General features: G+C 51.9%; 22 protein-coding genes. 10 read left to right on the top strand and 12 right to left on the bottom strand.

Going from position 1 to position 25,303, the window contains the following annotated elements:
- Positions 1-63: 63 nt before the first annotated feature.
- Genes KFE80_09230 through KFE80_09220 form a run of 3 tightly spaced genes read right to left on the bottom strand, consistent with a single transcriptional unit; the run spans position 64 to position 4,785 of the window.
- Complete coding sequence (locus KFE80_09230) at positions 64-3,156, bottom strand: TonB-dependent receptor (protein ID UTW44576.1); 3,093 nt, start codon at positions 3,154-3,156, stop codon at positions 64-66.
- Positions 3,157-3,205: 49 nt separating this feature from the next.
- Positions 3,206-4,216, bottom strand: coding sequence for a FecR family protein (locus KFE80_09225; GenBank protein UTW44575.1), 1,011 nt, complete (start codon positions 4,214-4,216; stop codon positions 3,206-3,208).
- A 44-nt stretch (positions 4,217-4,260) separates the two neighbouring features.
- Positions 4,261-4,785, bottom strand: coding sequence for an RNA polymerase sigma factor (locus KFE80_09220; protein UTW44574.1), 525 nt, complete (start codon positions 4,783-4,785; stop codon positions 4,261-4,263).
- Positions 4,786-4,878: 93 nt separating this feature from the next.
- Between KFE80_09220 and KFE80_09215 the strand changes: the two genes are divergently transcribed.
- From KFE80_09215 to KFE80_09200, 4 genes are all read left to right on the top strand, one after another.
- Positions 4,879-5,490: a TetR/AcrR family transcriptional regulator gene (locus tag KFE80_09215; protein ID UTW44573.1), complete on the top strand. Its 612-nt coding sequence runs from the start codon at positions 4,879-4,881 to the stop codon at positions 5,488-5,490.
- Positions 5,491-5,561: 71 nt separating this feature from the next.
- On the top strand, positions 5,562-7,904 hold the full coding sequence (locus KFE80_09210; GenBank protein UTW44572.1) for an MMPL family transporter: 2,343 nt from the start codon (positions 5,562-5,564) through the stop codon (positions 7,902-7,904).
- A 69-nt stretch (positions 7,905-7,973) separates the two neighbouring features.
- Positions 7,974-8,771, top strand: coding sequence for an outer membrane lipoprotein-sorting protein (locus KFE80_09205; protein ID UTW44571.1), 798 nt, complete (start codon positions 7,974-7,976; stop codon positions 8,769-8,771).
- 35 nt (positions 8,772-8,806) lie between these two features.
- Positions 8,807-9,991: a hypothetical protein gene (locus KFE80_09200; protein ID UTW44570.1), complete on the top strand. Its 1,185-nt coding sequence runs from the start codon at positions 8,807-8,809 to the stop codon at positions 9,989-9,991.
- Positions 9,992-10,028: 37 nt separating this feature from the next.
- On the opposite strand, the gene KFE80_09195 is transcribed toward KFE80_09200, so the two are convergent.
- The 8 genes from KFE80_09195 to KFE80_09160 all read right to left on the bottom strand — a co-directional run bounded on the left by KFE80_09195 (position 10,029) and on the right by KFE80_09160 (position 17,455).
- A complete protein-coding gene (locus KFE80_09195) occupies positions 10,029-10,757 on the bottom strand; it encodes a 16S rRNA (uracil(1498)-N(3))-methyltransferase (GenBank protein ID UTW44569.1) in 729 nt (242 codons plus the stop codon).
- A gap of 21 nt (positions 10,758-10,778) precedes the next feature.
- Positions 10,779-11,444, bottom strand: coding sequence for a tellurite resistance TerB family protein (locus KFE80_09190; GenBank protein UTW44568.1), 666 nt, complete (start codon positions 11,442-11,444; stop codon positions 10,779-10,781).
- An 88-nt stretch (positions 11,445-11,532) separates the two neighbouring features.
- Positions 11,533-12,126, bottom strand: a complete 594-nt coding sequence (locus KFE80_09185; GenBank protein ID UTW44567.1) for a carboxymuconolactone decarboxylase family protein — start codon at positions 12,124-12,126, stop codon at positions 11,533-11,535.
- Positions 12,127-12,244: 118 nt separating this feature from the next.
- Complete coding sequence (gene metF, locus KFE80_09180; protein UTW44566.1) at positions 12,245-13,084, bottom strand: methylenetetrahydrofolate reductase [NAD(P)H]; 840 nt, start codon at positions 13,082-13,084, stop codon at positions 12,245-12,247.
- A 101-nt stretch (positions 13,085-13,185) separates the two neighbouring features.
- The gene (locus KFE80_09175; GenBank protein UTW44565.1) at positions 13,186-14,559 is read right to left on the bottom strand and encodes an adenosylhomocysteinase; all 1,374 of its coding nucleotides are present in this window, start codon (positions 14,557-14,559) and stop codon (positions 13,186-13,188) included.
- Positions 14,560-14,618: 59 nt separating this feature from the next.
- Entirely contained in the window at positions 14,619-15,776 is a 1,158-nt protein-coding gene (gene metK / locus KFE80_09170) for a methionine adenosyltransferase (GenBank protein ID UTW44564.1), read from the bottom strand.
- A gap of 73 nt (positions 15,777-15,849) precedes the next feature.
- Positions 15,850-16,827: an ArsR family transcriptional regulator gene (locus KFE80_09165; GenBank protein UTW44563.1), complete on the bottom strand. Its 978-nt coding sequence runs from the start codon at positions 16,825-16,827 to the stop codon at positions 15,850-15,852.
- Between the two features lie 73 nt (positions 16,828-16,900).
- Complete coding sequence (locus KFE80_09160) at positions 16,901-17,455, bottom strand: winged helix-turn-helix transcriptional regulator (GenBank protein ID UTW44562.1); 555 nt, start codon at positions 17,453-17,455, stop codon at positions 16,901-16,903.
- Positions 17,456-17,581: 126 nt separating this feature from the next.
- Here KFE80_09160 and KFE80_09155 point away from each other — a divergent pair, with 126 nt between their 5' ends.
- The 6 genes from KFE80_09155 to KFE80_09130 all read left to right on the top strand — a co-directional run bounded on the left by KFE80_09155 (position 17,582) and on the right by KFE80_09130 (position 24,750).
- Complete coding sequence (locus KFE80_09155; GenBank protein UTW44561.1) at positions 17,582-17,965, top strand: hypothetical protein; 384 nt, start codon at positions 17,582-17,584, stop codon at positions 17,963-17,965.
- 162 nt (positions 17,966-18,127) lie between these two features.
- Positions 18,128-20,122 (top strand): transketolase, encoded by a 1,995-nt coding sequence (tkt, locus tag KFE80_09150; GenBank protein UTW44560.1) that lies wholly within the window; start codon positions 18,128-18,130, stop codon positions 20,120-20,122.
- A 47-nt stretch (positions 20,123-20,169) separates the two neighbouring features.
- On the top strand, positions 20,170-21,180 hold the full coding sequence (gap, locus tag KFE80_09145) for a type I glyceraldehyde-3-phosphate dehydrogenase (GenBank protein UTW44559.1): 1,011 nt from the start codon (positions 20,170-20,172) through the stop codon (positions 21,178-21,180).
- 49 nt (positions 21,181-21,229) lie between these two features.
- Complete coding sequence (locus tag KFE80_09140; GenBank protein ID UTW44558.1) at positions 21,230-22,393, top strand: phosphoglycerate kinase; 1,164 nt, start codon at positions 21,230-21,232, stop codon at positions 22,391-22,393.
- Positions 22,394-22,434: 41 nt separating this feature from the next.
- On the top strand, positions 22,435-23,499 hold the full coding sequence (fba, locus tag KFE80_09135; GenBank protein UTW44557.1) for a fructose-bisphosphate aldolase class II: 1,065 nt from the start codon (positions 22,435-22,437) through the stop codon (positions 23,497-23,499).
- Between the two features lie 87 nt (positions 23,500-23,586).
- A complete protein-coding gene (locus tag KFE80_09130; GenBank protein ID UTW44556.1) occupies positions 23,587-24,750 on the top strand; it encodes a hypothetical protein in 1,164 nt (387 codons plus the stop codon).
- Positions 24,751-24,780: 30 nt separating this feature from the next.
- On the opposite strand, the gene KFE80_09125 is transcribed toward KFE80_09130, so the two are convergent.
- Complete coding sequence (locus tag KFE80_09125; protein ID UTW44555.1) at positions 24,781-25,251, bottom strand: hypothetical protein; 471 nt, start codon at positions 25,249-25,251, stop codon at positions 24,781-24,783.
- Positions 25,252-25,303 lie beyond the last annotated feature (52 nt).

The following is a 25,303-nucleotide window of genomic DNA, read 5'->3' as shown; positions in this document are numbered from 1 at the left end:
AAATATTTTTTAATTAATAAATTTTTTGAGATGACCAATAAAGATTTTTATTGATTGGGGTTTTCAGAATTTATGTTTGAAGGCAACCAGCAGCTGCCGGCCACGTATATCGTGAACGGCAGGGTCGTAGCCAGGACGCTGGTTAATGCCTAGAGAAGGTGGGTCGCGATCAGCAACATTATTGATACCCAATGTAATCTGGCTGTCACCAAATTCACTGGGTATTTGCACACCGAATTGCAGGTCGAGAGTGACAAAAGAGGGTATTCGAGAGTTGTTGTCTTGGTCGTTTTCGTAGTCTGAGATATAGCGCAGTGTGGCACTGGAATAAATGTAATCACTGTGCCAGTGAAGACTGGCATTAGCTCGTAATTCAGGCACAGAACTGAATCGGTTCAGTGAGTTTCTACTGCCCGCACCATTGACGATAGGATCGCCGTTAGCTGGATCAAAAAGAAATTCATCCACGAGAGATGCTTCCAATCCCAGTTCCAATTCTCCTCCAGATAAAGTGGCGGTATGGCGCGCAGAAATGTCGAAACCGCTGGCTAGTAGCTCTCCGGAATTAATGAAGTTTGAGGTAACCAGAAGGATGTTGCCACCCGCAGACCGCTCAATGCGCGGGTCGTTGGGAATGCCGTCGTCCAAACAATCGTTGGTGACAATTTGCGATGCACCTTCGTCTTGAACAATTAAGTCTCGATAATCAATTTGCCAGTAATCCAACACTATGTGAGATTCGTCTGTTGGCGTAAAGACGGCCCCAAAGCTCAAGTTTCGGGCCAGCTGTGAGTTCAGGTCAGGATCGCCGACAGTGCGACTGGATGTATTGCCCCCACGGCTGGAATCTGTGCATTCCAGTTCACCTGTCACCGGGTTGGGCCTGGCGGGATCATTGATAATAGACGCAGATCTCGCTTCGCTGATTTGCCTCAATGAAGGCGCTTGGAAAGAGCGGCTAAACGAACCTCGTAAGGCTAACCAGGGTTGTGCCTCCCAACGCATGGCTACCTTGGGCCCAATGTCGCTAGCCGACTCCAGGTTGTAATTTTCACCTCTCAAGGCGAGTTGTATGTCCAAAGTAGACGCTGCCGGTATCATGAGCTCTGCGAAATAAGCCCATGATCTTTGCTGGCCGGAAATATTGTTGAGTGTGCCTCGTAGCCCTCCGGTGCCGTTAAGGCGTTTGGGGTCATTAAGTAACGTAAAATCTTCTCGCCGCAGTTGAGTGCCGAGCGCAAAGCCAGCAGTTCCTGCAGGCAGGCTAAATGCCTCGCCAGTAATAGAGATATCCACAACCTGTTGATCCTGGCGTGTTGAGGTATTGTCACGCTCTCTAAGTACCTCAAATACATCGTCACTTAAACCAGCCCGGCTGATGTTGTCTTTTGGTGAGATAAGCTCAGGACTGGCGATACGAGTGCCAAAGGGATTAAAGCGGCCATTGAGAATTAGTTGGTTAACCACGGGTGCAGAGTAATTAAAAGGTGTTGATAGATCCCATTGAGAACTCGAATATAGGTAGCTCGCACTAAAACTGATGCTATCCCCCAATTCATATTCAATGCCGATGAGGGCTCTTGCAAAATCGTTGTCTGATATTCGGTCTTCCGGCGAATTGACACCATTAAACTCGTTGCCGAGAACGCGGCATTGGCAGCTTAAATCAACGGCGTTATGAATGGCGTTGTCCCATTGCGACGGATCGATATATATCAGCTCTCCAGGTTGACTGCCTGCTGTAAAAAAATTAAATGGATGATCGCTGGGTATAAAAATACGACCACTGTCGGCAACCAGTCCATTATTAAAATTACCTGGCCCTCGAGTACGGTTGATTCTGCCGTTGTTAAAGCCCACCTCTGTGAATATCAGAGTGGCATCATTTAATTGGTAATTTGCTTCGGCAAAGATTTGCAGTTGACGCTTTTCGTGAAGAACGGAGTTTTGGTCAGCAAAAATATGCAGGCAGTTAGAGTTACGCAGTACCCCTCCGGCCTCAATGCAATCTGGGTCTGGAAATGCGAGCTCACTGGCTACTTCGCTGGCCAGTCCAGTATCTGTGTTAAAGGTGGCCTGGCGATAGGTGCCCGGTGATCCCGCTGCTGATGCAAGTACGGTATTCTGTAGATCGTCAGTATGGCTCAGCCGTTCTGTTAGCCAAGGAAAGTCTGTACGGTTATTACGATTTTGGCGGAAATAATTGATGTAGAGGTTGTAGCCACTTTCGTCTTCCCAATCACCTAGGGCAAGGCTTACATTGCCACTTTCATTGGAGGCGTCGGTATAGCTGCCAGACAGCTCCAGCCCCGAAAAGCCTTTGCGGGTGACAATGTTAACTACCCCACCGACAGCTTCTGAGCCGTAAATGGCAGAGGCTCCGTCTTTCTGCACATCGATACGGCTAATCATGTTGAGTGGAATATGGCTGATGTCAAAAAAGAACGCACCTCCGTTGTCAGATAGCCCGGATTTTCCACTGCGGCGACCGTTAATGAGGGCGAGGGTCGAAGCAAAGCCAATGCCGCGTATATTAAATTGCACTGTGCCGGCCAGGTTATTTTGTTCATTGATAAATGCCGAGCCATTGTTAATGGTCAGATCTCGAATAGTGTCTGTTATGGAGACGGTGCCATTGGCGGCAGTATTATCAAAATGAATGCTGGATACCGGTGTTATTGAGTTCAACGGATGACCGATTCGGCTACGTGGCAACCTTGATCCCACGGTCACCAGCTGCTCAAAAATTTGTTGGCGAGGCGCCTCCGGTTGATTCGGTGGCGGTTCTGGTGTGGCTTTCTTGGGCGCGGCAATAATAGATACGCTACGTCGATCCTCAGAGAATCGATAGCGCAGGTTATTATCACCGAGTATCTGCCGTAGAGCCTGCTCCAATTGATAGCGGCCTTTAATCGCCTGAGTGGTTTTCCCATCTACCAGATTAGTTGGGGCGATAATTGAGGACTGAGACTGAATGGCTAGCTGGATAAGAGCGCTTTGCAGAGATTGAGCCGGAATATCTAGTTCTATAGGGGGTAAAGTAATGGTTGGTTTTGCAGCCAATACAGGCTGATGAGCAAAAGCTATGCTTGCCGCCAGAATTCGGGCAGCGAAAATAACTTTCCCTGAAAACAGCATGTTCGGCGCTGCATTCATTGATACCACTTTTATTTAACAGCTTTAGCTTGATAACTGAATATCTGGCTTACTCCACCGGTTTATAGTCGGCGGGGATCAGCGTCAGTTGGCCATCATTATTAATAATGGTTTTTACCTTAAAGGTCAGTTCCAGATTGTCAAGGATCCCGTCGGCGTCGGCCACGTTAATGGCGCCACTAATACGCTGTTCGTCCAGCGATGGGTCAACCGTCAGTGCTGAGGGCAGGTAGCGATTTATATCGGCAATAAATTGTGAAATAGGTGTATTTTCAAAAACCAGCATGTTATTCCGCCAAGCGGTGATTTTTGCAGTATCTACTTTGCGGATATCTATCGCACCGTTAGTGCCGGAAGTAGTTGAAGCCTGTTCACCAGGGCGCAGTGGTTCACCTTGTTCGGTCGACTCTGTTGCCACGCTTACCAGACCTTCCAGTGTTGTCACATCAATTCGGTTGGCGCTTTTGTAAATATTGAATGCCGTACCCAATACCGTTACTTTCAGGGTTCCTGCTTCTACAGTAAACGGCCGTTCGCTGTCGTGGGCGATGTCGAAAAATACTTCACCTTGCTCCAGGGTCACATGACGCTTTTTGTCCGCAATCGTTATCAGGATCGAGGATTGCGCGTTTAGGTGAACGGTGCTGCCGTCGGCCAGTTGTACTTCATATTGATCTCCTGTCGCAGCGCTGTAGTGCAGTGACTGTGGTTCATTCTGCTGCTGAGGAAACAGGGCCAGTGTTAGAGCAACCAGCAAACCACAAGCAAGTGCCGCTGGTGCCACTGTGCGCATAAAAAATGATTGTTTCCACCAAGGTTGAACGGGTTTGTCGACTTCCAAGCTGCTCAGCATGGCATTTTCCAGAGGTGCCAATTCGTCCCACACGCAGTTGGTTTTTTCGTAGGCCTGGCGGTGCAGCTCAGAGGCTTCTATCCAGCGATTGAATTTTTGCTTAACAGTACGGTTTTCGGGCTCACTATCCAGCCGCAAGCGCCATTGCATGGCGATATCAAAAAGCTTGCTGTCGGAGTTGGAGTTATCCATTTCAAAATCACTCATTGGTGTCTTCTGTAAAGACGTTTGGTGTTCACTTTGCCTGAATTTTATTTGTCGTCGACCCGACGACTGGCCGCTTCGTAGCGGTCAATAGCGGCACTGCACTCGCGCATGGCCCGGATTATGTACTTTTCCACAGAGTTTTTGCCAACGCCGAGTTCTTTTGCGATTTCAGCCACCTTTTTGCGGCCAAACCGGTGCAAGATAAAGGCTCGACGGCATTTTGTGGGCAGGGAATCAATCGCCTCTTTTAGTACACTCAGCCGCTGTTGTGCTTCATAAGCGCGATCAGGCGCTGGCTCGGTAGCTGTATCCGCATCGGTGTGCGATTGCTCGAGATTTTGCTTGAGGCGAGAATAACTACTGTTTGAGCGCTGGTAATCAATGGCCAGGTTGTTGGCTATTTTGTAGATGTACGCTTTGGGATTGTTAACGTCCTTGGCTTTCAGTCGAGAAGTGCGCAGGTAGATTTCCTGTAAAACATCTTGAGCATCTGCGTCGCTTTTTAAGCGGCCTTGCAAATAATGAAGCAGTTCGGTGCGATTTTCGTTGAAAATACTCAACCAATCCATATTTTCATCTCAAGTACAGCAATTATTGGGAGCGTAATTCGCCAGTTTACCCAGTAACCGGCAAGAGTAACAAATAAAAGCATTGATAACAGAATGATCATTCTGCTACAGTTCGGTTCTATGGCCAGAACCCGCGAATTTGATCCAGCTGACGTTATTGAGAAAGCCGTTCTCCTTTTTTGGGAGAAGGGCTATGCCGATACGTCGATGGATGACCTTGTTAAGCACACCGGTATCAGCCGCTATGGTATATACGGGGAGTTTGGCAACAAGCGCGAATTTTTTATCAAGGCGCTGCAGCATTTCCACCAAAAATTTTCTCAGGATTTGATTCAGGAATTGGGCAACCCAGAGGCGGGTTTGAACGAATTGCGCGCGTATTATGCTCGTTTGCTCGCCCATGCCAAAACGTCTGAAGCCCATATGGGCTGTTTTATGTGCAATACGGCGGTTGATTTGGCCAGCAGCGATGCAGGTATTGGTGAGCAGCTGGATGCCATGTTTGAAGGGCTGAGACAAGTCTTCGTTAATGCATTGCGCAATGCCCAGGCCAATGGTGACTTGGCAGAAACCATGGATCTGGATGAGTACGCCAGTTACTTGCTTGGGGTGCAAATGGCCATGGCAATGATGGTTCGCTCCGGCTTTGGTGAGGCCCGCATGCAGCCGTTTTTGAAAGTGGCGCTGGCGGCTATTAACGATTAAGTACGCATAAATTTTTTTGCCCAAAATCAGAACGACAGTTCTGAAAAGAGCGTTTAAGAGGGGATATTCCAATGGGGACTTTTGCCGATCGATTTGCCCTGGGGCTTGCCAACGCCATGATCCGCTACCGCTGGCTGGTGATTGTTGCTGCCATTGCCGGTGTCGTGGCCATTGGTAGTGGCCTGGGCAAGCTGGAATTTTCCACCAACTATCGCATCTTTTTCAGTGACGAAAATCCGGAGCTGGTGGCCTTTGAGTCCTTTCAGGACACCTACACCAAAAACGACAACATCGTGTTTGTGCTCAAGCCCGCGGATGGAGAAGTGTTTTCCCCACAGCTGGCCGACGCCATGGAGCGTCTCACCGAACTGGCCTGGCAGATTCCCTATGTGATTCGGGTGGATTCACTCACCAACTTCCAGTACACCTGGTCAGAAGATGACGATCTGATCGTTGAGGACCTGATCAGTGGTGGCCTGGAGCTTGCTCCCGAAGAGTTGGTCGTCAAAAAGCAGGTGGCTCTGGCCGAGCCGTTATTGCTGCATAACCTGATTTCGGAAGACGCTGGTACCGCCGGCATCAGCGCTACTCTGCAATTTTCTGGCGAAAATATTCAGGAAGTGCCGGAGGCGGTGGTTGTGGCTCGCGACATTGCGGATCAATTCCGCGCCGAATTCCTCGACCTCACCATCGCCCTGTCCGGTGTTACCATGCTCAACAACGCCTTTGGGGAGACCGGCCGCAACGACGCGGCTACCCTGACGCCACTGATGTATCTGATTTTGCTGGTCGCCATGGTGCTGGTGTTGCGCTCGTTCAGCGCCATGATCGCCACTTTGGTGGTGATCTTGTGTTCCTCTGTGGTGGCCATGGGCTTGGCCGGGTTTACAGGCATCAAGCTGACCCCCATTTCCGTAACCGCACCCACCATTATTCTCACCCTGGCGATCGCCGATAGTGTTCATATATTGGTGAGTATGTTTGCCGCCATGAGTGAAGGCCGCGATAAGATTTCTGCTCTTAAAGAGAGCATTCGCATTAACCTGATGCCGGTGACCATTACCAGCCTGACTACGGTGGTGGGTTTCCTGTCGTTGAATTTTTCGGACACGCCGCCGTTTTGGCACCTGGGCAACATCACCGCTATGGGCATTACCGCAGCCTGGTTGTTGTCGCTGACGTTATTGCCTGCGGTGGTGAGCTTGCTGCCGATCAAGCGGCGTGACGGTGGCAGTAACAACAAACTGAACCAGCGTATTACCCGCCTGGCGGACTGGGTTACGGAACGTTACAAGACGATACTGCTGATTATGGGTTCCACCACCTTGATACTGGTGGCGATGATTCCCACCATCCAGCTCAATGACGAATTTGTGAAGTACTTTGATGAGCGTGTGGAGTTTCGCAACGACGCGGATTTTGCCAATGCTCATTTGAATGGCCCCTACGTGGTGGAGCTGTCGGTGGAATCGGGTGAAGCCGGTGGCATCAGTGATCCCGATTACCTGAAAAATCTGGAGCAGCTGACCGACTGGCTGGCCGCGCAGCCGGAAGTGAACCACGTGTACAGCTACACTGATATTGTCAAACGCCTCAATAAAAACCTGCACAGCGATGACCCGGATTGGCACCGCATTCCCGACAATCGCGAACTGGCGGCCCAGTACTTGCTATTGTACGAAATGTCGTTGCCCTACGGTTTGGATTTGAACGATCGCATCAATGTGGACAAATCCGCTACTCGCGTTACTGCCGCGTTAAAAGATATGTCGACCATCGAAATACGCGCCTTTTTGGATCGCAGCAAAGCCTGGATGGGGGATAACCTACCGACACACATGCAGGCCAAACCCACCAGCGCCACGGTCATGTTTTCCTACATTTCCCAGCGCAATATCGAGAGTATGTTTAAAGGCAATACCGTGGCGATTTTTGCCATCGGCATTATTTTGATGTTTGCTTTGCGCAGCTTTCGCCTCGGCGCTCTCAGCCTGATTCCTAACACGGTACCAATTATGATGACCTTTGGTATCTGGGCACTTTTGGTGGGCAAAGTGGGTATGGCAGCCGCTACGATTACCGCCACGTCTATGGGCATTGTGGTGGACGACACCGTGCACTTTTTATCCAAGTACTTACGCGCTCGCCGGGAGAAAGGTTTGGAAATTCCCGACGCCATTCGCTACGCCTTCCAAACCGTAGGCGTCGCTATTCTGGCCACCACCGTTATTTTAGTGATCGGCTTTGGTGTGCTGATGTATTCCAGTTTCCTGATCAACTTCCAGATGGGATTGTTGACCGCCATTACGATTGTCTCTGCCCTAGTGTTTGATTTCTTGATGCTGCCAGCGTTGTTGATGTTGGGGCATAAGAAAAAATTGGCGGAGCCAGTTGCCAAACAGGCGCTGTCTTGAAAAACACCGTCATCTCCGCGCAGGAATGACGATTCTTTTTAAGTTTCAGTATTTCAAAGGAATTTTTAAATGAAAAAATTAATAATTTTTGCCGCCACTCTGTTTTCAGTTGCGGTGCAAATCCAAGCAGATGATCTGCAACAAAAAGGCTTCGACATCGCTGCCCGTTCCGATCGTTCTGATCGCGGTTTTGAAAGCAGCGAAGTAGAACTGACTATGGTGTTGCGCAACGCCGCCGGTACCGAAACCCGCCGCACCCTGCTCACCAAAACTCTGGAACTGGCGGATGAAAATGTGGGCGACAAAAGCCTGATTTTATTTTATACCCCGGCTGATGTAGAGGGCACAGCGTTGCTGTCCCACGCGCAAATTCTCAAGCCGGATAATCAGTGGTTGTTTTTGCCCGCTCTAAAACGTACCAAGCGAATTTCCTCCGCCAATAAATCCGGCCCATTTGTAGGCAGTGAATTTGCCTTTGAAGATTTTACCGCTCAGGAACTGAATAAATTTACCTACAAATTTTTGCGGGAAGAGCCGTGTCCACAAGACACTGATTTGACTTGTGATGTGGTGGAGCGCTATCCGGCTTACAAAAAGTCCGGATATAAAAAGCAGGTATCCTGGACTGACCAAAAAGACTTTCAAGTGCGTCAGGTAGAATTTTACGATCGCCGTGGCGACAAGTTAAAGACCCTGACGCTAGAAAATTACAAACTCTACGAAGGTAACATCTGGCGTACTCAAAAAATGGTTATGGTGAACCACAAAACCGGAAAAAGCACCGATCTGCTGTATTCGGATTACCAATTCAAAACCGGATTGACGGATAAAGACTTTACCAAGGGTGTATTGAACCGGTTGCGCTAAAAACTAATAAATTTTTGTCATTGCGAGACATTATTTTGAAAAAACTGCTCACGGCTCCTTTGGTTTTTGCCTCAATAGCAACGCAGGCGGATAACTGGAATGCGTCTATTGAGGTTGGTCTGGAAAGCCGCTGGTTTATCCAGGATGTCCGCGTCGATAACCAACAGCGCGGTTTGGGCTTGTCGCTGATGTTGCAGCCGGAATTTCGTTATAAAAGTGATGATCGAAAAAACCAGTTTGCCCTGGTTCCGTTTCTGCGCTACGACGCTGAAGACAGCGAGCGTTCGCACTTCGACTTGCGCGAAGCCTACTGGCGCTACATAGGCGATAAATGGGAAATTACCACTGGTGTCGATAAAGTATTCTGGGGCGTCGCTGAATCTCGCCACCTGGTGGATATTATTAACCAGACCGACCTGGTGGAAGACATCGATCAGGAAGACAAACTGGGTCAGCCTATGATTACTGCCAGCACACAAACGGACTGGGGCGCTGTCAGTTTGTATTGGCTGCCTTATTTTCGCGAACGCACTTTCCCGGGTAGCGATGGCCGCTTGCGCACCCCGCTGCCGGTAGATAATGATCGCGCTGATTACGAATCTGCCGCTGGCCAGTGGCATCAGGATATCGCCCTGCGCTATTCCCATTACTTCGGTGATTGGGATTTCGGCGCCTCCTATTTTCGTGGCACTAATCGGGAAGCGCGTTTGTTGCTCGACAGCAGCGGAGAGTGGCTGATACCCAATTACGATCAAATCGATCAGCTCGGTGTTGATCTGCAATACACCTGGGAAGCCTGGTTGCTGAAGTTTGAAGGCATTTACCAGAAAAGCCGTATCGACAACTTTTTTGCCACCGTGGCTGGCTTTGAATACACCTTCTATCAGGTGGCAGAATCCAGCACGGATATTGGCGTGCTGTTGGAGTACCAATACGATGGCCGCAATGAACTGGCACCGTTTACTTTGGCGGATGACGACCTGTTTGCAGGAATGCGCTGGTCACTGAACGATACTCAAGATACCGCTTTGCTGGCGGGCGTGTCAGTGGACCGTCACAGCGGCGAGCAGTTTTACAATATCGAGGCGGAAACCCGCATTGGCCAACATATTACCGCTGAATTGCGAGCGCGTTTTTTAACCGGTTCTGAGCCGGGGGAGAGTGCGTTTTTTGTGGAGCGGGACGACTATATTCAGTTGTCGGTTTCTTATCACTTGTAAGGTGGCGTCATTCCCGCCTTCGCGGGAATGACGGGCTTTAAAAATCTCCCCACTGAAATTGCAACAAACTGATTGCCGCCAGCGGTGCGGTTTCCGTGCGCAAAACCCTTGGGCCTAAGGTCAAATTCTGGAAGCCGCTATCGTGGCAAGTTTGAATTTCGAATTCCGATAATCCACCTTCCGGGCCAATGGCGAGGGCAACGGAGCGGGGTGTATCACTGTAATCCCGCAAGGCTTTTTCGCTGCGATGGTGGAGCACAAACTTTTGCGTTGCCTCGGTGTCTGCCAGCCACCGTTGCAACGTGATCGGAGGGTGAATCACAGGCACCCGATTTTGCTGACACTGTTCGCAGGCGCTGATGGCGACTTGTTGCCAGTGGCGCAGTTTCTTTTCAGTGCGATCACCTTTGAGCTTCACTTCGCAGCGTTCGGTGTAGAGTGGGGTAATTTCTGAAATCCCTAGCTCTGTGGATTTCTGAATCACCCAATCAAAGCGGTCACCCCGAGATAAGCCAATGCCCAGATGAATGGGCAATGGGGAACAGCGGTCAACATCGTCAAATGACTCAACTCGCACGACAGTTTTTTTGCTGGCGGCTTCAGTCAACGTTGCCCGGTATTCCCCACCGCGACCATTGAACAGCACCAGTTCGGCACCGACCTTGGCCCGTAACACCGTCACCAGATGGCGGGCAGCTTCCGGGTTGAGTAAAACCTCTTCCCCGGCACTCAGGGGTTGATCGATATATATACGGCTAATACGCATTATGACGTAATCAGTGACTGGTTAAGCCACTTGTGCCTCAAGCCGAGACACCAATTCAGGGGGCAGTGCGAGCTGGCTTGCCAGTTCTTTGAGGTATGCTTTTTCCATAAAATTTTGCTCATCCACTATTAACAGTGAGGCCAGGTACACCTCGCTGGCTTCTTCAGGGCCGCTGACCGCTCTGGCAATCTCACTGGGGTCTAGGGGTTTATCGAGCTCTTGTTGGACAAAAGCCGTCACCTCGCCAGAGGCACCAGCCGCTTGCACTGCGTCATGGATGCGAGCACTTTCATTGTCGTCTACGTGGCCATCGGCTTTGGCGGCGGCAATCATGGCTTTGAGTACCACCATTGAGTGCTGCTCTGTTTGTGCTGGCGCAGTGGAGGCCTGGGCTGGAATACGGGTTTGAGAGCTTTGGTTGGCTTGATAGTCGTTATAGACTTTGTAAGCGAAGGCGCCAAGCGCTGCAGCGCCGCCAATTTTGGCGACCTTCATACCCATTTTGCGAGCTTTTTTATTGCCCGCCAGCATTGCTAACAAGCTGCCGCCCACGGCCCCACCAATGACTCCTTTGGTCATATCCGATAGGCCGCCGCCCGATGAGTTTTGACCTACGTGGCTTTTGGCCTGGTGTGCCACATCGGCACCAGAGCTCATCACCTGATCAAGTAATCCTTTGAAGTTCATATGGCTGCCCTAAAAGTGTGTTGATTCTGCGGAGTATGTTTTAACCACAAGGTACAGTGAAGGGCAAACCAGTAAAGCGTTTTTACGTTTATTTAACGTGTTTACCACCGTCCCAGCCGCCTGAGCGCAATACTCGTTCGCCCATGGCTTTTGGGGATTCTTCCAAATCGGTGGCCATGCTGTCATTCCAGCGGTTGAGAAAGCCGTACAGACTGATGGCTCCCAAGATGTGCACAATCTGTTTTTCGCTCCAATGCGCTTTCATGCGGTCCATCAAGGCTTGATCCACAGTATTGGGCACCGAGCCTGCGGCCAGGGCAAAATCCAATGCCACTCGCTCTGCGTCGGAGTAGTGTTCGCTGGTTTGGTAGTCCCACAAGGCATCAATTTTTTCCTGAGCAATACCGTGAATTTGCGCGGCTACCAGAGAGTGTGCCTCACAGTATTGGCAACCGGCGGCGCGGCTGCAAAAGTGCGCCAGCATGCGCATAAAGCCCAAGTCTACGCCACCTTCCGGATTCATTACTGCTTTGGTAAGTACGCCAAAACCCTTCACCATATCTGGGCTGCGTTGCATGGTCAGCAGGCTGTTGGGTACAAAGCCGAGAATCTCTACGAATATCTGAAAGTCGTCTGCCAGTCCTGGGTGGGTATCCGCAGACAGGGGTTGCATATGGGCCATAGGGCGTCCTCGAAACTAAACTGGGCTATTGCGAGGAGATTGCCCCGTCGTTGCGCTGCTCGCAACGACGGGAATAGGGAAACCTTGTAAGGGCGGGTTTACAGCCCCTAGGTAGTCGCTATTCGATCAAGCCCAGGTTTTCAATAATCTGCCGCGTTGGTTCTACCTGATTCATGGTGTAGAAGTGAAAGCCGGGAATACCGCCATCAATAAGCTGTTCACACAAGCTGGTGACTACGTCCAGGCCAAAGGCGCGAATGGCCTCTTTGTCTTCACCGCAGTTTTCCAGCCCTTTGCGAATCCAACGGGGGATATCGGCGCCGCAGGCGTCGGAAAAGCGCACCAGATTCTGGTAGTTGGTGATGGGCATAATCCCGGGGTAAATCGGTTGGTGAATACCTGCCTTATCGCACTCTTCCGCAAAGTAGAAATAGGCGTCAGCGTGGTAAAAGTACTGGGTGATGCCAGTGTTGGCGCCCGCATCGAATTTCTGTTTCAGGTATTCAATGTCTTTGCTGTAGCTGGGGGCTTGAGGGTGAGTTTCCGGGTAGCAGGCCACCGCAATTTTAAAGTGGTCGCCAAAGTGTTTGCGGGCAAAAGCTACTAGCTCCGACGCATACACCACCGAAGGTGCGCCCATACCGGAAGGCAAATCGCCGCGCAGGGCCACCAGGCGATTGACGCCAGCATTTTTGTAATCGCTCAACAGGGCGTGGATGGTTTCCTCGCTGTCGGCACCAAAAGACAAGTGCGGGGCGATGTCGTAGCCTTCCTCGCGCATTTCCAGCACCACGCCCTTGGTGTTATCGCGAGTGGAGCCGCCAGCCCCGTAGGTGCAGGAAAAGTAATCGGGGCCGAGTTTGTTCAGTTCAGCGCGAACGGTTTTTAGCTTCTCTCGGCCCTCCGGTGTTTTCGGTGGGAAGAATTCGAAACTGATTTTTATATTTTCGGTGGTCATTTTTTATCACTGAAGTCTGTTGCTTAAAGCTCAATGCTAAACGTCAGGCGCATGCAGATACGGCGCTTGCGTCCAGCATCGAACCTCAAACAGATAACGGTTTAGTAACGATACGCTTCTGGCTTGTAGGGGCCTTCAACAGGCACCCCAATGTACTCAGCCTGGGTGTCGGTCATTTTGGTTATCACACCGCCAAAGCCGGCCACCATATCTGACGCCACTTCCTCGTCCAGCTTTTTCGGCAGTACTTCCACCTTCAACAGCTCCGCTTTGCGTTCATCACTTTGGTGTGCGTATTTCAGTTCCCACAGGTGCATTTGCGCCAGCACTTGGTTGGCGAAGGAGCCATCCATAATGCGCGATGGGTGGCCGGTGGCATTGCCCAGGTTGACCAGGCGGCCTTCGGACAGCAGGATCAGGTGATCATTGCTGGCGCGGTCGCGGTAGATTTTGTGTACCTGAGGTTTCACTTCGTCCCACTCGTAGTTATCGCGCATAAAGGCGGTATCGATTTCATTGTCGAAGTGGCCGATGTTGGATACGACACAACCGCTTTTCAGGGCGGCCAGCATGGCGGCGTTGCACACGTTCACGTTACCGGTGGTGGTCACCACCAGGTCGGTATTGCCGAGCAACTGGGTGTCAACGCCACTGCTTTGGTCGCCGCCCACAAACGGGGAAACCACTTCAAAACCGTCCATGCAGGCCTGCATAGCGCAGATAGGGTCAATCTCGGCAACCTTGACGATCATGCCTTCCTGAACCAGAGATTGCGCAGAGCCCTTGCCCACATCACCGTAGCCGATAACCAGCGCTTTTTTACCCGCCAGCAGGTGGTCGGTACCGCGCTTGATGGCGTCATTCAGGCTGTGGCGGCAACCGTACTTGTTGTCGTTCTTGGATTTGGTCACTGAGTCGTTGACATTGATGGCGGGCACTTTCAATTCGCCATTAGCCAGCATGTCGTACAGACGGTGTACCCCGGTGGTGGTCTCTTCAGTAATGCCGTGCACGTTATCCAGTACTTGTGGGTACTTTTCGTGCAGCATGGCGGTGAGGTCACCACCGTCGTCCAATACCATATTGGCATCCCAGGGCTGGCCGTCTTTGAGGATCTGTTGTTCCAGGCACCAGTCGTACTCTTCCTCGGTTTCGCCTTTCCAGGCAAACACCGGGGTGCCGTTGGCGGCGATGGCCGCCGCAGCGTGATCCTGGGTAGAGAAAATATTGCACGATGTCCAGCGCACCTCCGCACCCAGAGCTTCCAGCGTTTGGATCAGCACGGCGGTCTGGATGGTCATATGAATACAACCCAGAATCTTTGCCCCTTCCAGCGGCTGTTGCCCCGCGTACTTGGCGCGCAATGCCATGAGCGCTGGCATCTCAGTTTCGGCGATCGCAATTTCTTTGTTGCCCCAGTCGGCGAGGGTGATATCGGCGACTTTGTAGTCGGTGATAGTTACTGCAGTGTTCATAATCAATACCTCTTGGTTAGAGGGCGCACGTTATCTCTCTAACGTGCGGCCAAAATAAATTACAGCGCGGCTTTCAGGGCCTCGGCTTTATCGGTGTGTTCCCAAGTGAACTCAGCTTCGTCCCGCCCAAAGTGGCCGTAAGCCGCTGTGGGTCGGTAAATGGGGCGCTTCAGGTCGAGCATATCGACAATGCCTTTGGGGCGCAGGTCGAAGTGGTCTCGTACCAATGCTTCGATATGTTCTTCCGGCAGTTTGTTGGTGCCGAAGGTGTTAATGCTGATGGAGGTGGGCTCAGCCACACCGATGGCGTAGGACACCTGGATTTCGCAGCGCTCAGCGAGGCCGGCAGCAACAATATTTTTGGCCACGTAGCGGCCGGCGTAAGCGGCAGAACGATCCACCTTAGACGGGTCTTTGCCGGAGAAGGCACCACCGCCGTGGCGAGCCATACCGCCGTAGGTGTCGACAATAATTTTACGTCCGGTAAGGCCACAGTCGCCCACTGGGCCACCGATAATAAATTGACCGGTGGGATTGATGTGGTATTTGGTGTCGGCGTGCAGCAGATCCTCGGGCAGGCAGTGTTTGATGATTTCTTCCATCACTGCTTCGCGAATGTCGGCCTGGGATACATCCGGATTGTGCTGGGTGGACAGCACCACGGCGTCTACGGCACAGGGTTTGCCACTGGCGTCGTAACGCATGGTCACCTGGCTTTTGGCGTCTGGGCGCAGCCAGGGCAGAACACCTTGTTTGCGCAGGTAGGCCTGACGCTCTACCAAACGGTGGGAGTAGTAGATTGGCGCGGGCATCAGCGCGTCGGTTTCGGTGGTGGCGTAGCCAAACATCAGGCCCTGATCACCGGCCCCTTGGTCTTTATCATCGCCTTCGTCGACACCTATGGCGATATCGTGGGACTGTTTACCGATGGCGTTGAGCACCGCGCAGCTGGCACCGTCAAAACCGACATCGCTGGAGTCGTAGCCGATGTCGAGAATTACCTGACGAACGACTTCTTCCAGGTCCACATAGGTGGAGGTGCGCACTTCACCGGCAACCACTGCCATGCCGGTTTTGACCATGGTTTCTACCGCCACTCGGGATTCCGGATCGTCTTGCAGCATGGCGTCGAGAATGGCGTCGGAAATCTGATCCGCCATTTTGTCGGGGTGGCCTTCGGACACAGATTCCGAAGTAAATACGGTGTAATTGCTCATATTTTCGTCTCAACTGCTTAGGTTAATGGTGTACTCACTGCTCATTTAAGCGAGCATGGTGTTGTGCCAGTGATCAGTTGCCAGTGGCATCATCATTTACAAAGTGCCTCAATTGCACGTTAAAGCCATTTTTAAGTGCCAGATATTCGCTGTGCCCTTCGCTCAGTCCCGCTTGCCTGGCCCAGTCGGTTAAATCTTCCGGTTCAAATCCCAGCCATTGGTCGCCGCAGGATTCCCGTGCCCAAGCCTGGTCGTGATGGCACAGATCGGTCACTAACAGGGCACCACCGGGATTTAGCAGTTGGCCAAGGTCAGTAAAAACTTCGGCGGGCGATGGGGTGTGATGCAGCACCATATTGATGGTGATGCAATCTGCCTTGATGCCTTCTGCTATCGCTGCCGTTGTGTCACCGTGAAAAAAACCGATGTTGGCAAGTGCTTGTTTACTGGCCAGCTCCCGGGATTTTTGCAACATTTCCGTGGATAAATCCAACGCGATAACCCGCTCAAAACGCTTGCTCAGGTTAGGTAGCAACTCTCCTTCTCCAGGCCCTACTTCCAGTGCGTTGGCCGCCGATGGTGGCACAATGTGCCCTAGAAGATCGGTGACGGCCTCACCATAATCCTTAAAGCTGGCAATCAAGTCCTGGTATTTGCGAAACCGTCGGGCATTGCGCTGGAAAAAGTCTCGCGATGCCGCGACACGATCTGCCTGCACATTGGCTATGCCCTGTCGCAAGGGTGGCCTCAATGGCAACCTGTCGGCGGCGGCAAACAGCTCCTGTAATAACGGACTCAGTGTGCCTGACACCGGTGCGCGGCGGTAAAACACGGTGTTGCCTTCTTTGCGAGTGGTTACCAGGCCCGCTTTGGCCAGTACTTTGAGCTGGTAACTGAGTGCCGACTGGCGCAAGTCCAAGATTCGACACAGCTCCAGAACTCCGTAAGAATCGCGCCGCAAGACCCGCAAAATTTCCAGCCTCAATGGGTCTCCCCCGGCTTTTAACAGCGCGGCCAGCGTGTCTGTTTCAGGCGCAGGGCTATTGCTCATGGCGAGGCATGCTAACAAAAGATCAGATCTATATCAAAAAAATTTGATATAGATCTGAATGAAAGGTCTGAATTTAGTCTGGGTGAGCGTGAAAGACGCAGATTTGCTCGGTTTCGCGGATTTGTAATGGCTCGTCAGTGAGCCCGCAAGAAAACTGTTTACCGGCGCGACACAAATGCTTGCAGCTATGGCAAATGCCAAAGGCGTGATTGTCGTTGGTTGTTTGTATGGCTCGAAGCAGGCCGTTCAGGGATGAGTCTACAGTGGCAGGTGACTCCACAGGTTGCAGCAATTTGGCCCAACTGCTGCGCAGTTGTTTGTAAATGCTGGCACCTGTTCGAGTGAGGCGTAAGTGCACCTTGCGACCATCCGCAGGGTCCGACAACTTTTCCAAAAGCCCCTTTTTAACCAGCAAGCCGACAGATGTAGACAACGTGCCTTTGGTTAACCCCAGGTAATCACAGAGTACTTGATGGGTGTCGCTGTAGCGGTTACAGCGGCCTAGGTAGGTAATGATCTGAATATGCACATGCTGCAATCCGTGGGCATTGGAGATGTCGCGCTGCTCATAACGAAGAATGGCGAACAGGGATTCCAGATAATCAATGATGTTGTTTTTTTGGGTCATGGTTGAGTGGGCTCTGAAATTTCAGACAGCATAAATTGTTCCCATTCAAAACAAAAGTCTTGACTGGAATTGTTGAGAAATATATATTTAGTTTCGATTAAAAACTAAATTAATTTGGAGCGACCAATGACTGTCCGATTTATAACCCCAACACTCCACGGTGTGCTGGATTATGCGGCCGCCTCGGCCTTGATTTTGCTGCCATTTGCGTTGTCAATGCAGCAGCACTCCGTCTTTGTACACTGGTTTTCGGTGATCGCAGGTATAGGCTTGATTGCTTACAGCTTGATGACCGACTACAAGCTGTCCTGGAAAGGACTTTTTTCCTATCGGGCGCATCTGCTGCTGGATTCCGTCGCCAGCGCCGCGTTTATTGTGGTCGCCTTTACTCATAACGGCGATGAGTTTTCCCGCATCTACAGCCTGGTAATGGGGGTGGGGGTGATCGCGGTCATAATGCTCTCTGGGACACCGCGAACCGCTATCGAACCCGAGGTGGTTCGCAGCTAAACGGCAGAAAAGGCCTTTCGGAAGCATAAAGAAGCCCTAAAACTGGAAAACGCCAGCAATTCAGCGTGGATTGCCGGCGTTTTTGGTTTACGGGAGCCGCCAATATAAGGGAGAATAGCGCCCTTTCGCTGATTTCATTTAAGCCAATTTTAGGAACTCCCCATGCCCACTCGTCGCGACCTCGCCAATGCCGTGCGTGCCCTCAGTATGGACGCCGTGCAACAAGCCAACTCCGGTCACCCCGGTGCCCCTATGGGTATGGCAGATATTGCCGAAGTGCTGTGGAACGATTTTTACCAGCACAACCCCGCTAATCCGGAATGGGCCGATCGCGACCGCTTTGTGCTTTCCAATGGCCATGGCTCCATGCTGCATTACTCCCTGCTGCATTTGGCCGGTTATGAGCTGCCCATTGAGGAGCTGAAAAACTTCCGCCAGATGGGTTCCAAAACCCCCGGTCATCCGGAATACGGTTACGCGCCGGGTATTGAGACCACTACTGGCCCGTTGGGCCAGGGCATCACTAACGGTGTAGGCATGGCGCTGGCGGAGAAGGTGCTGGCTGCCCAGTTCAACCGCGACGGCCACGCTATCGTTGATCACAACACCTACGTGTTTCTGGGTGATGGTTGTTTGATGGAAGGCATTTCCCACGAGGCTTGTTCTCTCGCCGGCACCTTGGGCCTGGGCAAGTTAATTGCCTTTTGGGATGACAACGGCATTTCCATTGATGGTGAGGTAGAAGGCTGGTTTAGCGACGATACGCCGGCGCGCTTCCGCGCTTATGGCTGGCAAGTGATCGAAGCCGTAGACGGCCACGACAGCGACGCCATTAAAGCGGCGGTTGAGGCGGCCCGTGCGGAGTCTGATAAGCCGACACTGATCTGCTGCAAAACCATTATCGGCTTTGGCTCCCCCAACAAACAGGGCAAAGAAGACTGCCACGGTGCGCCGCTGGGTGCGGATGAAATTCAACTGGCCCGGGAAACTCTGGGTTGGAGCCACGGCCCATTCGAAGTGCCCGCTGAGGTTTACGCGGGCTGGGACGCCAAAGAAAAAGGCGCTGCCGCCGAGAGTGACTGGAATGCTCGTTTTGACGCCTACCGTGCGGCTCACCCGGAGTTGGCCTCCGAGTTTGAGCGTCGCATGAAAGGTGACCTGCCTGCGGACTTTAGCGAAAAGGCCGATGCCTATATCGCCGAATGTCAGGCCAAGGGCGACACCATCGCCTCCCGTAAAGCCTCGCAAAACACCCTCAACGCCTACGGCCCACTGCTGCCTGAGTTGATTGGCGGCTCCGCCGACCTGGCGGGCTCCAACTTGACGATCTGGTCTGACAGTAAAGGCGTGTCTGCGGACGATGCCGCCGGCAATTACATTTACTACGGTGTACGCGAATTTGGCATGTCCGCGATTATGAACGGCATTGCTCTGCACGGTGGCTTTGTGAATTACGGTGCCACCTTCCTGGTGTTTATGGAATACGCCCGCAATGCGGTGCGTATGTCGGCGCTGATGAAGCAGCAAAGTATTTTTGTGTACACCCACGATTCCATTGGTCTGGGTGAAGATGGACCCACCCACCAGCCGGTGGAGCAAATTACCAATCTGCGTACCACACCGAACATGCACTGCTGGCGCCCCTGCGATGCGGTGGAGTCCGCGGTGGCTTGGAAAGGCGCGATTGAACGTCGCGACGGCCCCAGCGCATTGATTTTCAGTCGTCAAAACCTGCCTCATCAGCAGCGCAATGCCCAACAATTGGCGGATGTCGCTCGCGGTGCTTACACCTTGGTTGATTGCGATGGCACGCCGGAAGCGATTCTGATTGCCACGGGTTCAGAAGTGGGTCTGGCCATGGATGCTGCTGCCAAGCTGAGTGAAGCTGGTCGCAAGGTTCGCGTAGTTTCCATGCCCTGTGCGGAAATTTTTGCCGCTCAGGACGCAGACTACCGCGAGTCGGTACTGCCTGCTTCTGTGTCCCGCCGGGTAGCGGTAGAAGCAGCCCACGGTGACTACTGGCACAAGTGGACAGGCCTTGGCGGCAAAATTGTCGCCATGAACAGTTTTGGCGAATCCGCACCAGCGGGCGAGCTGTTTAAGCACTTTGGCTTTACAGTTGAAAACGTGGTTGAAGCGGCAGAGAGCCTGTTTTAAGAGCTTTCCGGGTAGAGCAACGCGGAATCTCGGGGTAGGAGGATAGCTTGCGTATAGCCATCAATGGCTTTGGCCGCATCGGCCGCTCGGTATTGCGGGCGCTCTATGAGAGCGGCTGCAGTGATGAGCTAAAGGTAGTGGCTATCAACGAGCTGGCGGACTGCAAGACCGTTGGCCATTTGTTGCGCTATGACTCCACCCATGGGCGTTTTGCCGGCGATGTGGCGGTGGCCAATGATGTGCTGACAGTCAACGGCGATCGTATTCAGGTATTCCACTGCGAATCCATTAATGATCTGCCCTGGGCAGAGGTGGGCGTGGATGTGGTGCTGGAGTGCACCGGCAGCTTTGACGATCGTACCACCGCAGAGCAGCATCTCGCTCAGGGCGCCAAGCGGGTTTTATTTTCCCAGCCAGCAAAACCGGAAGTGGATGCCACCATCGTTTACGGCGTCAATGAGCACTTACTCACTGCCGACGCCACCATTGTTTCCGGCGCCTCCTGCACCACTAACTGCGTAGTGCCGGTGATTCAGGCTTTACAGGATACCGTAGGGGTGGAATACGGGGTGATTACCACGGTGCACTCCGCAATGAACGACCAGCCCCTGATCGACGCCTACCACCACACGGATTTGCGCAAAACCCGCTCCGCCGTGCAGTCAATTATTCCGGTAGATACCGGCCTGGCTCGTGGCATCGACCGGGTGATGCCGCAGCTGGCGGGGCGTTTTGAAGCTCAGGCCATGCGTGTGCCCACCGTCAATGTATCGATGATCGACTTGTCGGTGCAATTGGCCAGTGATGTGGATGCCGAGCAGTTGAATGGCATCCTTGCTGAAGCCGCCCGCGACCGTTTTCACGGTGTGCTTGGCTATACCGAAGAGCCGCTGGCCTCCTGCGATTTTAATCACGACCCACGTTCCGGTATTGTCGACGCCGGCCAGACCCGGGTCAGTGGCAAACGTTTGGCGAAAGTACTGATCTGGTTCGATAACGAGTGGGGGTATGCCAATCGGCTGCTGGATGTGTTGCGATATTGGAACCAGATAATCTGATGTGGGAATCGGTATGCCGACAAGGTGGCCGACTGCTGAGAGAGTAAACATGACTGTAAAACTGATGACCGAACTGGATCTTGCCGGTAAGCGGGTATTGATCCGAGAAGACCTGAATGTGCCGGTAAAAGACGGCAAAGTGACTTCTGATGCCCGCATTCGCGCAGCGTTGCCGACCATTGAGCGCGCGCTGAATGCCGGTGCTAAAGTCATGCTGATGTCCCACCTTGGGCGACCCACCGAGGGTCAGTTTGAAGAGCAGTTTTCTATGGCACCGGTGGCCGCGCATTTGGGCGGTTTGCTGAATCGCGACGTGCCAGTGGTGGCTGACTGGCAAAACGGTCTCGACCTCGGCAGTGGCGAATTGGTGCTGTTGGAAAACGTGCGTTTTAATCAGGGCGAAAAGAAAGACGACGAAGCGCTATCGAAAGCCTATGCATCCCTGTGCGATGTGTTTGTTATGGACGCGTTTGGCACTGCCCACCGTGCCCAGGCATCGACTCACGGTGTTGCCCGCTTTGCCCCGGTAGCCTGTGCAGGCCCGTTGTTAGCCGGTGAGTTGGACGCCCTGGCCAAGGCCCTGGATGAACCCGCCAAACCGGTGGTTGCCATCGTTGGTGGCTCCAAAGTATCCACCAAGTTAACCGTGCTGGAAGCGTTATCCGAGAAAGTGGATCAGCTGATTGTCGGTGGCGGTATTGCCAACACGTTTCTGGCTGCTGCCGGTCATCCAGTGGGTAAATCCCTGTGTGAGCAAGATCTGATCCCCGCTGCCCAATCGCTGGCGGGCAAAGTCAGCATTCCGCTGCCCACAGATGTGGTGGTGGGCAGCGAGTTTTCAGAATCCGCAGAGGCCACCCTGAAAGCCGCAGCCGATGTGGCTGAAGAGGATATGATTTTCGATATCGGCCCCGACACAGCTGCGGTGTTTGCTGAACTTCTTGCCAATGCGGGTACGATCATCTGGAACGGGCCGGTGGGTGTATTTGAGTTCGACCAGTTTGGCGAAGGTACCAAAGCCCTCTCTCTGGCCATTGCCGACAACCAGGGCTTCTCCATTGCCGGCGGCGGCGATACGCTGGCCGCTGTGGACAAATACGGCATTGCCGATAAAGTGTCCTATATTTCCACTGGTGGCGGCGCCTTCCTGGAATTTGTGGAAGGGAAGGTTTTGCCTGCGGTGGCTGTGCTGGAAGCCCGAGCAGCAGAATAGATAATTACGAGTAAGTTAGACGACATTAAAGGAACAAAATCATGGCCCTAATCTCCCTACGCCAAATGTTGGATCACGCCGCTGAACATGGCTATGGCGTGCCTGCGTTTAACGTCAATAACCTGGAACAAATGCGCGCCATTATGGAAGCGGCCAACAAAACCGATTCTCCGGTGATTGTTCAAGCGTCTGCCGGTGCTCGCAAGTACGCTGGCGCTCCGTTCCTTCGCCATTTGATTTTGGCGGCTATCGAAGAGTTTCCTCATATCCCGGTGTGTATGCACCAGGATCACGGTACCTCTCCCTCCGTGTGTCAGCGTTCCATTCAGTTGGGCTTTAGCTCGGTGATGATGGACGGCTCTTTGGAAGCGGATGGCAAAACACCGTCCAGCTACGAATACAACGTCGACGTAACCAAGCGCACTGTGGAAATGGCTCACGCCTGCGGTGTTTCCGTTGAGGGTGAATTGGGCTGCCTGGGCTCATTGGAAACCGGTGAGGCCGGTGAGGAAGACGGTGTGGGCGCAGCGGGCAAGCTGAGCCACGACCAGCTACTCACCGATCCGGAAGAAGCGGCGGATTTTGTCAAGAAAACCGGCGTAGACGCCCTGGCAATTGCCTGTGGCACCAGCCACGGTGCCTACAAATTCACTCGCCCACCCACTGGGGACATTCTTGCTATCGATCGTATTAAGGAAATTCACGCTCGTATCCCCAACACTCATCTGGTGATGCACGGCTCATCTTCCGTACCTCAGGAGTGGTTGGCGGTGATCAACGAGTTTGGTGGCGAAATTCCAGAAACCTACGGTGTGCCAGTGGAGCAAATCTGTGAGGGCATTAAGCACGGTGTGCGCAAAGTCAATATCGACACTGACCTGCGCTTGGCGTCTACGGGTGCTGTACGCCGTTTCCTGGCGCAAAACACCTCAGAGTTTGACCCGCGCAAATTCCTGGCGGTAACCACAAAGGCCATGACCGAAATCTGTGTAGCCCGTTACGAAGCCTTTGGTACAGCAGGTAATGCCAGCAAAATCACTCCGATTAGCCTGGAGAGTATGTTCCAGCGTTATGAAGCGGGTGAGCTGGAAGCACAAGTGAACTGATCCAAAAGGCACTCACTGTTTGAAAGGCGGCCCTATTGGTCGCCTTTATTTTTGGGATTTTTTCTGAAAGCGGCTACTCTTAGAGTTATGAGCGCTTTTATTCGTTACAAATCTATCAAATGGTCATTGCTCGTTATCCTGGCTTCTCTCGCCGGGTGCAGTAGCTTACCGACGTCTTCCCCGTCTAACTCTCTCAGCCAGCAAGATTTACTCTCGGGAGAAGTTTTGTTTGGTTCTGAGGTATCCAATTGGGCATTGCCTAGCGAAGATATTCTCGCGGTTAGTGACGAGATGCGCCAATTCCTGAGCGACCATACGGATAACCTCGGAGGTAAAGGGCACCGTCTGCGTAAGCTGATGAAGGCGTTGTTGGATAATGGGTTGATGAACTTGAAATATACCAACAACAAAACATTAACGGCCCAAGAAACTTTCGAGCAGCGAGCGGGCAACTGTCTGGCGTTTACCAACTTGTTTGTAGCGCTGGCTCGTGAGCTTGGCTTGAATGTGTATTATCAAAGCGTGGATGTACCGCCCTCATGGCGTCGAGGAGGCGATTTTTTGGTGATAAACCAACACGTTAATGTGTTGGTAAAAACTCCTTATGAAGACGATTATGTGGTGGACTTTAACTTGCCAGACTACAGCGGCAATTATGAGACAGAGCCTGTATCTGATAAAACAGCGTTCGCACAGTATTACAGCAATCTGGCGGTTGAGTACTTGGAAAATAAAGAGTACCGAGATGCATTCCTTTACTTGAAAAAAGCACTACTTACCGATTCAAGACAATCCTTTATATGGATTAATCTGGGTGCACTGTATTCTCGGCATGGCTACTATGACCATGCTGAGGCAGCTTACTTATATGCCATAAAAGCCAATAGGCGGGATAAGACGGCTTATAATAATTTGGCTAATCTTTATCGCGCTCAAGGCAAAAACGAGCTGTTTGAAAAATATTCAAAAAAAGCTCGTTATTACCGCAATGCAAACCCTTACTACTATTTTTGGTTGGCTCAGCAAGCCTATAGGGAGCAGGAATACAGTCAAACCTTGAAACATCTGCAAAAAGCCATCGCCAAAAAAGATGATGAGCACCTGTTTTACTATTTAAGAGGTTTGAGCTACTACCAGTTAGGGGATAAAAATCTGGCCAAGGACAATTTTTCCAAGGCAGAAGAAAAATCACAGTTAGAGTTTATTCGCAAGCGTTACCGTAAAAAGCTGGAATTTTTGGTAAGCGGTTGATGGCTCATGTAATCCCAAGCTACACGCAGATTATTTTCGTTTCTTTCTATAGCGGCTGACACCGATAGACTTTCCTGTTTCTGCTACAGTCATCACAAAGAACCCCAATGAGTTCTTGTTAATAATCACTTGGGGGCTTTCAAGCTTTTTGGTATACCGGCCTGGAGACCTTTGAATCCAAATTTCTCCATTATCCATTTTAAAAACTGTCTTGCCTGTCCATCCCTTGAAAGTGCCAGCAATGCGCATCTCTCTGGGCTGGCTCTCAATAGCGTTTCGAACGCTCGGTGGTGTGCTGATAATAACTTCTTTTTCTTCCGCTTTAAGCCAGTTGTTGAGGCGTTTTAACTCTTTTGGAGAAATTTTGTGAAGGCCCATCTCCATAAACTCTTTGGCCGACAGCCTGTCCTCAATGGGGGCCCATTGTTCCTTTTTGTTGTCTCCCATTACATTAAAGCTTGAAATCAAACCAAAGATTGCAATAGCTAATACGTGTTTCACAGCGCTTTCCTCAAATGTCGGCAATAAAAAAACGGGGGACAAAAGTCCCCCG

This window comes from bacterium SCSIO 12696 (assembly GCA_024397955.1).
Lineage (GTDB): Bacteria > Pseudomonadota > Gammaproteobacteria > Pseudomonadales > Porticoccaceae > SCSIO-12696.
Note: the sequence above shows the minus strand (reverse complement) of the source record. Positions and strands in the feature narration are given on the sequence as shown.

What these genes read in the sequence shown, in the direction of transcription:
- KFE80_09215 (UTW44573.1), top strand. Translation starts at nt 4,879, where the DNA reads ATGATCATTCTGCTACAGTTCGGTTCTATGGCCAGAACCCGCGAATTT.
- KFE80_09210 (UTW44572.1), top strand. Translation starts at nt 5,562, where the DNA reads ATGGGGACTTTTGCCGATCGATTTGCCCTGGGGCTTGCCAACGCCATG.
- KFE80_09220 (UTW44574.1), bottom strand. Translation starts at nt 4,785, where the DNA reads ATGGATTGGTTGAGTATTTTCAACGAAAATCGCACCGAACTGCTTCAT.
- KFE80_09195 (UTW44569.1), bottom strand. Translation starts at nt 10,757, where the DNA reads ATGCGTATTAGCCGTATATATATCGATCAACCCCTGAGTGCCGGGGAA.
- KFE80_09155 (UTW44561.1), top strand. Translation starts at nt 17,582, where the DNA reads ATGACTGTCCGATTTATAACCCCAACACTCCACGGTGTGCTGGATTAT.
- KFE80_09205 (UTW44571.1), top strand. Translation starts at nt 7,974, where the DNA reads ATGAAAAAATTAATAATTTTTGCCGCCACTCTGTTTTCAGTTGCGGTG.
- tkt (UTW44560.1), top strand. Translation starts at nt 18,128, where the DNA reads ATGCCCACTCGTCGCGACCTCGCCAATGCCGTGCGTGCCCTCAGTATG.
- KFE80_09160 (UTW44562.1), bottom strand. Translation starts at nt 17,455, where the DNA reads ATGACCCAAAAAAACAACATCATTGATTATCTGGAATCCCTGTTCGCC.
- KFE80_09175 (UTW44565.1), bottom strand. Translation starts at nt 14,559, where the DNA reads ATGAACACTGCAGTAACTATCACCGACTACAAAGTCGCCGATATCACC.
- KFE80_09190 (UTW44568.1), bottom strand. Translation starts at nt 11,444, where the DNA reads ATGAACTTCAAAGGATTACTTGATCAGGTGATGAGCTCTGGTGCCGAT.
- KFE80_09230 (UTW44576.1), bottom strand. Translation starts at nt 3,156, where the DNA reads ATGAATGCAGCGCCGAACATGCTGTTTTCAGGGAAAGTTATTTTCGCT.
- fba (UTW44557.1), top strand. Translation starts at nt 22,435, where the DNA reads ATGGCCCTAATCTCCCTACGCCAAATGTTGGATCACGCCGCTGAACAT.
- KFE80_09140 (UTW44558.1), top strand. Translation starts at nt 21,230, where the DNA reads ATGACTGTAAAACTGATGACCGAACTGGATCTTGCCGGTAAGCGGGTA.
- metK (UTW44564.1), bottom strand. Translation starts at nt 15,776, where the DNA reads ATGAGCAATTACACCGTATTTACTTCGGAATCTGTGTCCGAAGGCCAC.
- KFE80_09130 (UTW44556.1), top strand. Translation starts at nt 23,587, where the DNA reads ATGAGCGCTTTTATTCGTTACAAATCTATCAAATGGTCATTGCTCGTT.
- metF (UTW44566.1), bottom strand. Translation starts at nt 13,084, where the DNA reads ATGACCACCGAAAATATAAAAATCAGTTTCGAATTCTTCCCACCGAAA.
- KFE80_09185 (UTW44567.1), bottom strand. Translation starts at nt 12,126, where the DNA reads ATGGCCCATATGCAACCCCTGTCTGCGGATACCCACCCAGGACTGGCA.
- KFE80_09165 (UTW44563.1), bottom strand. Translation starts at nt 16,827, where the DNA reads ATGAGCAATAGCCCTGCGCCTGAAACAGACACGCTGGCCGCGCTGTTA.
- KFE80_09225 (UTW44575.1), bottom strand. Translation starts at nt 4,216, where the DNA reads ATGAGTGATTTTGAAATGGATAACTCCAACTCCGACAGCAAGCTTTTT.